Origin of the sequence: Mesorhizobium sp. M7A.F.Ca.CA.002.15.2.1 (assembly GCF_003998715.1) — a bacterium.
GTDB lineage: Bacteria > Pseudomonadota > Alphaproteobacteria > Rhizobiales > Rhizobiaceae > Mesorhizobium > Mesorhizobium ciceri.
The window spans coordinates 1-5,854 of record NZ_RZPI01000340.1; the positions used below are offsets into that span (position 1 = coordinate 1).

Genomic DNA, 5,854 nt, shown 5'->3' on the forward strand with positions numbered 1-5,854 from the left:
GTTGGCCGCCGCCGAAGGGTAGGCATAGAGGACCTCGGAGAAGCCGTGCGGGCCGGCATTGCCCATCGACGCCACGCCGGTCGGCAGCACGACGGCGATGGCCGTGAAGATCAGCATCGCCAGCGGCAGGCACAATATGGCCAGCATCGCCATCTTGACCTCCTTGGCCTCGATCTTCTTGCCGAGATATTCGGGCGTGCGACCGACCATCAGGCCGGCGACGAAGACGGCGACGACGATGTACATCAGGATGCCGTAGAGGCCCGCGCCGACACCGCCGACGATGACTTCGCCAAGCTGCATGTTGATGATCGGGATCATGCCGCCGAGCGCCGTGAACGAGCCGTGCATGGCGTTGACAGCGCCGCAGGAAGCGGCCGTGGTGATGACGGCAAACAGCGCCGACAAGGCGATGCCGAAACGTGTCTCCTTGCCCTCCATGTTGCCGCCGTCGATGCCCAGCGCATGCACCAGCGGGTTGCCGGCGGCTTCCGCCCAGTAGCAGATGGCGACACCGGCGATGAACATGACGCCCATGGCCGAGAGGATCGCCCAGCCCTGGCGCTGGTTGCCGATCATGCGGCCGAAGACATTGGTCAAGGCGGCGCCGATGGCGAAGATCGACACCATCTGGATCAGGTTGGAGATCGCGTCGGGGTTCTCGAACGGGTGCGCGGCATTGGCGTTGAAGAAGCCGCCGCCATTGGTGCCGAGCATCTTGATGGCCACCTGCGAAGCGACCGGGCCGACGGCGATGGTCTGCTGCGCGCCTTCGAGCGTCGTGGCGTTGACATAGGCGCCCAGCGTCTGCGGCATGCCGAGCCAGACATAGGCCAGCGTCAGCACGACGCAGAACGGCAGCAGCAAATAGAGTGTGGAGCGGGTCATATCGACCCAGAAATTGCCGATCGACTTGCCCGAAGCCCGGGCAAAGCCGCGGATCAGCGCGATGGCTATGGCAATGCCCGTGGCCGCCGAAACGAAGTTCTGCACCGTCAGCCCAGCCATCTGCACGAGATAGGACATCGTGCTCTCGCCACCATAGTTCTGCCAGTTGGTGTTGGTCATGAAGCTGGCGGCGGTGTTGAAGGCGAGCCCTGGTTCAACCGCTGTCATGCCGGCCGGGTTGTAGGGCAGGCTGCCCTGCAGGCGCTGCAGGGCGTAGAGCACCAGGAAGCCGGCAAGGTTGAAGAGCAGCAGGGCGACCGCATAGGTGGTCCAGTGCTGTTCCTCCCGTTCGCTGGTTCCGCAAACACGGTACAGCCCGCGCTCGAGCGGGCCGAAGACGGGCGAGAGCAGCGTCCGGTCGCCGTCGAAGACGCGGTGCATGTAGCCGCCGAGCGGCTTCACCAGCAATATGACGATCCCGCAATAGACCAGGATCTGTATCCAACCGTTCAGTGTCATGGCTGTGGCTTTCCGTGCCTTCAGAAGCGTTCTGGACGAACGAGGGCGTAGGTCAGGTAGGCGAGCAGGAACAGCGTAACGCCGCCACCGAGAATATAGTCGACGATCATTTTTTCAGCCTCGCTCTAGAGAGCGTCGCAAGCTTTTATGTAGGCGAAACAAAGGGCAAAGAACAAAATTCCGATTCCGATAACGGCCATATCCATTGTTTTTATTCCTTTTGTTCTTTTGTACTTTGCGAACTTGACAGGAGAGTTCGCAATATATCGAAAGTGTCCCGTCGCATCTTTGGCGACGAAACCGAATGTGTTTTCTGAAGGGAATATGGACCCGATCGCCATAAAGGTTCGAGACGGAGCGCAGTGGAAAGAAATAGGAATTTCATAAAGATTTTTGCGCGGGCTCTTCCCAACACTCCACGCAGGGATTGTCGCGCAAGGCAGGCGGCCAGCCACAGGATTGCGATTTGCTTGCGAGCTGCCGGAAACGGGAAAGCCCGGCTGGGGCCAGCCGGGCCTTCTATGGTGGTGTGGCTTTAGCCGCCACGGAGGGTATCGATCTTCAGGCGGCGTAGCCGCCATAGCCACGCGCAACGGCGTGCACGCCCGCCACCGGCTCGAGGTCCGGCCACAGGATACAAGAAGCTTGCGCAAACTGGACGAGCGCGTGGCGGGCCTGCTCGATGGTCACATAGCCTGGGATGGCGAGTTCACATGCTTCCACCGCGTTGCGGTAGAGGGGGCCGCGGCGGGAGGTCGTCCAATTGGTAAGGAAGTCGTGCATTTCGGCCAGCGACGCAATCTCGCGCTTGAAGCCAAGGCCGACCGAGAGTGCGACCGGGGAATGAAACAGCTTGTCGTGCATGAAGCGGGCTCCTGGTTTTTTTGCGCGCTTGGAGAGATATCCGGCGGGTCCGCGAACGGGACGCCCTGAAACGCGCAACGAGGCCGGAGGTTCCAGACTTGGGTCTTGGCGGTTTTTGATTGTGCCTGGTCGGCGAAATTATCAATTTCGCAGCGCAACGATCATGTGCCGGACGCTCAACGGCTCCGCTTCCACTTGGCGACGGCAGGCTCTCCAAAATCCCGAAGGAGCCATCGAGATCGCTTGCCGCCCTGAGGCTCACGCCTTCTTCACGAACTCGGTCTTGAGCACCAGGCCTTTCACTTGCTTGGTGTTGCATTCGATCTCGCCGGGATTGCCGTTCAGGCGGATAGCCTTCACCAACGTGCCGCGCTTGATCGTTTCCGAAGTGCCTTTGACTTTGAGGTCCTTGATCAGCGTGACGGAATCGCCGTCATTCAATTGAGCGCCATTGCTGTCGCGCACGATTACATCGTTCGGCATGCCATCTCCTGTGATTGGCAGGTTTCAAGGGCAGAGCGCGGCGGGATGTTTACCGCCCTGCTTCGCGCAAAGGCTCGGGCTTGTCCTGCGAAGCTCGTAGAGCGAAGCAGGATGGCGGAGAGAGCGGGATTCGAACCCGCGTTACGGTCTCCCGTAAACACACTTTCCAGGCGTGCGCCTTCAACCACTCGGCCACCTCTCCGTCCATGCATGTCGCGTCGGCCGGTTTTGCCGCGCGGGTTGGGGAGATGCACCTCCCTTGGGGCAAGACGAAACTTTCGCCATCGGCGTCGCCAACCAGCAAACGCCTTCCCCTGCACCTGAGCCGTCGAAGCAACAGGCGCGGGGCTCATCTAGTCGATCCGACGGCGAATGCCAAGCCATAACGGCAGTCTATTCGCTTTGCCGGCCACACAGTCTTTCACGAGGCCGCCGGCATGCCCGTTTTTGCGGGCGCCGCCGCTGCAATGGTGTGCACAGGCAGGACCGCAGGGACGGCCGCCCTTGACTTCCCCCGGAGTTGCCTGTCGGGTGCCGAGGCTTTGCGGGGGCATTGTGCGGACATGACATCGAGCAATGGACAGACGCCAGTCAGGCGGCCGGACAGCGGGCTGTCCTTCGTGCCGGTGGGCTGGCTTGTCTTCGTCATGGCGTGGTCAGTCTACGGCCTGATCTCCGTCTGGCCCGCGGTCGGCGCCACCGGCCTGCCAGACAGCGTGCTTTACCTTATCTATGGCGGGCTCGTCGTCGACATCGTCACCATCCTATGGGGGCTTTACCTGCTCGGCCTCGCCTTCGGCCGCTCGGCCCGCTTCCCGCGCCAGTTCACGATCTGGCAGATTGCCATAATCGTCGGGCTGCTGGTCATCCATGCCTATGCCCCTACGGTGCCGGGATTCGTCTTCTCGGGCCAGGCGCTTGTCATCACCGGCGCCGAAATCGCCATCGGCGCGCTCTGCATCTATCTGCTGCGCCATGGATCCGAAGCCGATGCCGTTTATGTCAATCCGAAAACCGAGAGCCCATCGGCCTTCGTCTCGGTCATCGCCGCGCTGCTCGGCATCGTCCTGGGCGCGGTCATCGGCGCCGTGGGCGGATTCGCCATCGGCTCGGTGATCGCCGATGCCACCGAGATGAGCTGTTTCGAGGGCGCCTGCGGCTATTTCGCCGTGTTCACCGGCCTGGCCGGTCTGGTGATCGGCGCCATCGGCGGCGGCGTTTTTGCTGTCTGGCGTGTCCACCGGCACAAAAGGAAGCCGGCCGCATAATTCGCGCGGGCAACAAATCCGGGTTCACACGGTCTTGGGAGACTTCGCCGGCGCGTCGGTTTGCGAGCACCAAACGCAAAAACCCGCCTGTGCGGCGGGTCGTCGGCGCAAGTCAACGCCATACCCAAACTATTAGCATAGCTGCCCTCACATGTCAATGAAAAGCGACCCGACTGACTGTCGTCCGGCCCTCCGTTGACCTGAGTTTGGAGTCTGCAAATTCGCGTATGGCGATTGCGATCCAGCCATGCGCATTCTATCTCTGAAAAGCCCCTCGGGAGAGGACCAGCCCGGAGGAGGGTTCTGATGTTTCGCTTCGTCTTTCGTCTTGCCGCAATGATCGCGCTGTCGATTTCCGTCATCATGGCGGTGCTCGACGCGACACGCACAGTGGCGGCCTCCGTGCTGGTGCTGACCCCGCTCAACAGCAGTTGGCTCGCGGTCTCGCCCGACACGCGGGCCGCCTTCGAGACCTTCATCCGAACCAAGACCAGCCCGCTGCTATGGGATGGCGCCATCGCCTGGGTGCTGAACCAGCCGGGCTTCGCCGTGTTCGCGGTGCTGGCTTTCCTGCTCTATGCGATAGGCTACAGGCGGCAACGTCGCGCCGGACAGTTCGTCGCAAACTGATCCGCTTTCCGCGAAGAGAGGGAAACCCGCGCATGTTCTTTCTCAGCGACATGCTGAACAAGAAGCTCAATCTGCCGAAGCCCTCCGAGGCCCTGCCGGGCCGCGCCAGGGCGATCCCGACCGCATCCAGGCACAAGGTCTTGAAAAGACCGCTCAAGGGTCCTTATCCCGAGGGGCTGGAGACGGCCATGTTCGGGCTCGGCTGCTTCTGGGCTGCGGAGCGGCTGTTCTGGCAGGTCGAAGGCGTCTGGGTCACCGCGGCCGGCTATGCCGGCGGCTTCACGCCCAATCCGACCTATCAGGAGACCTGCACCGGGCTAACCGGTCATGCCGAAGCGGTGCTGGTGGTCCATGACCCCGGGATCGTCTCCTATGCTGGGCTTCTGAAGCTGTTCTGGGAAAGCCACGATCCCACGCAGGGCATGCGCCAGGGCAATGATGTCGGCACCGCCTATCGCTCCGCGATCTACACGAGCGACGAGGCGCAACTGTTGGCGGCGAGCGCCTCGCGCGATGCGTATGAGACCTCGCTGCGCGGTGCCGGCCACGGCAGGATCACCACCGAGATCGCCCCGGCGGCCGAATTCTACTTCGCCGAAGCCGATCACCAGCAATATCTGGCGAAGAATCCTTACGGCACGTGCAACCTCAAAGGCACCGGTGTCGCTTGCGCCATCCCTGCCGCCGCCTCCGCCTGACACAAGCTGCGGTGCGGCTTGCCCGCACCAAGCTTTTCCAAAAGGTCAAAATTCCGCGTGAATTTTGTTTCGGGCCATGCCAGATTGCCGCCGAGCGGGAGGGAATACACTCCTGGCTGACGTCGCATGCCTGCCGGAGAACCGGGCCGGCATGCGGTGCGTAACGGAAAAAATAACCGACAGGGTGTGGATCACATGAAACGTATCGTTCTCGGCCTCCTGGCCGCAACCGCAATGGTTCTTCCGGCTTTCGCCGCGGATGTCCAGCCGGCCATCCTCTATGATCTCGGCGGCAAATTCGATAAATCCTTCAACGAGGCTGCCTATCACGGCGCCGAGAAATTCAAGACGGAAACCGGCACGGCCTACGTCGAATTCGAGGTCTCCAACGCCTCGCAGCGTGAGCAGGCGCTGCGCCGCTTCGCCGAGGACGGCCACAACCCGATCGTCATGGCCGGCTTCGCCTGGGAGGATGCGCTGAAGAAGGTCGCGGCCGAATATCCC

Annotated in this window: 8 protein-coding genes and 1 tRNA gene; 4 read left to right on the forward strand and 5 right to left on the reverse strand. The window is 62.0% G+C overall.

The window, feature by feature from the left end; all coding sequences use genetic code 11:
• The 5 genes from kdpA to ENZ74_RS19045 all read right to left on the reverse strand — a co-directional run.
• Nucleotides 1-1,407 (reverse strand): potassium-transporting ATPase subunit KdpA (gene kdpA, locus ENZ74_RS19020; protein WP_127312922.1); only part of this gene is annotated, 1,407 nt, incomplete at its 3' end.
• A 20-nt stretch (nt 1,408-1,427) separates the two neighbouring features.
• The gene (locus ENZ74_RS19025; RefSeq protein WP_032808122.1) at nt 1,428-1,517 is read right to left on the reverse strand and encodes a K(+)-transporting ATPase subunit F; all 90 of its coding nucleotides are present in this window, start codon (nt 1,515-1,517) and stop codon (nt 1,428-1,430) included.
• Nucleotides 1,518-1,968: 451 nt separating this feature from the next.
• On the reverse strand, nt 1,969-2,271 hold the full coding sequence (locus ENZ74_RS19035; RefSeq protein WP_013529642.1) for a DUF982 domain-containing protein: 303 nt from the start codon (nt 2,269-2,271) through the stop codon (nt 1,969-1,971).
• A gap of 258 nt (nt 2,272-2,529) precedes the next feature.
• Nucleotides 2,530-2,754: an alkylphosphonate utilization protein gene (locus ENZ74_RS19040; RefSeq protein WP_013529641.1), complete on the reverse strand. Its 225-nt coding sequence runs from the start codon at nt 2,752-2,754 to the stop codon at nt 2,530-2,532.
• A gap of 112 nt (nt 2,755-2,866) precedes the next feature.
• Nucleotides 2,867-2,956 (reverse strand) — tRNA-Ser (locus tag ENZ74_RS19045).
• 361 nt (nt 2,957-3,317) lie between these two features.
• Between ENZ74_RS19045 and ENZ74_RS19050 the strand changes: the two genes are divergently transcribed.
• The 4 genes from ENZ74_RS19050 to ENZ74_RS19065 form a co-directional block, all read left to right on the forward strand.
• Nucleotides 3,318-4,022 (forward strand): hypothetical protein, encoded by a 705-nt coding sequence (locus ENZ74_RS19050; protein WP_164919868.1) that lies wholly within the window; start codon nt 3,318-3,320, stop codon nt 4,020-4,022.
• Between the two features lie 306 nt (nt 4,023-4,328).
• Nucleotides 4,329-4,652, forward strand: a complete 324-nt coding sequence (locus ENZ74_RS19055; protein ID WP_024502789.1) for a hypothetical protein — start codon at nt 4,329-4,331, stop codon at nt 4,650-4,652.
• Between the two features lie 32 nt (nt 4,653-4,684).
• Complete coding sequence (gene msrA / locus ENZ74_RS19060) at nt 4,685-5,350, forward strand: peptide-methionine (S)-S-oxide reductase MsrA (protein WP_063168985.1); 666 nt, start codon at nt 4,685-4,687, stop codon at nt 5,348-5,350.
• A 195-nt stretch (nt 5,351-5,545) separates the two neighbouring features.
• On the forward strand, nt 5,546-5,854 hold a 309-nt coding region (locus tag ENZ74_RS19065; protein ID WP_127312923.1), incomplete at its 3' end, for a BMP family ABC transporter substrate-binding protein.

Bases quoted from the DNA above. Each gene is read 5' to 3' on its own strand.
- ENZ74_RS19025 (WP_032808122.1), bottom strand. From the start codon at position 1,517: ATGATCGTCGACTATATTCTCGGTGGCGGCGTTACGCTGTTCCTGCTC.
- ENZ74_RS19035 (WP_013529642.1), bottom strand. From the start codon at position 2,271: ATGCACGACAAGCTGTTTCATTCCCCGGTCGCACTCTCGGTCGGCCTT.
- ENZ74_RS19040 (WP_013529641.1), bottom strand. From the start codon at position 2,754: ATGCCGAACGATGTAATCGTGCGCGACAGCAATGGCGCTCAATTGAAT.
- ENZ74_RS19050 (WP_164919868.1), top strand. From the start codon at position 3,318: ATGACATCGAGCAATGGACAGACGCCAGTCAGGCGGCCGGACAGCGGG.
- ENZ74_RS19055 (WP_024502789.1), top strand. From the start codon at position 4,329: ATGTTTCGCTTCGTCTTTCGTCTTGCCGCAATGATCGCGCTGTCGATT.
- msrA (WP_063168985.1), top strand. From the start codon at position 4,685: ATGTTCTTTCTCAGCGACATGCTGAACAAGAAGCTCAATCTGCCGAAG.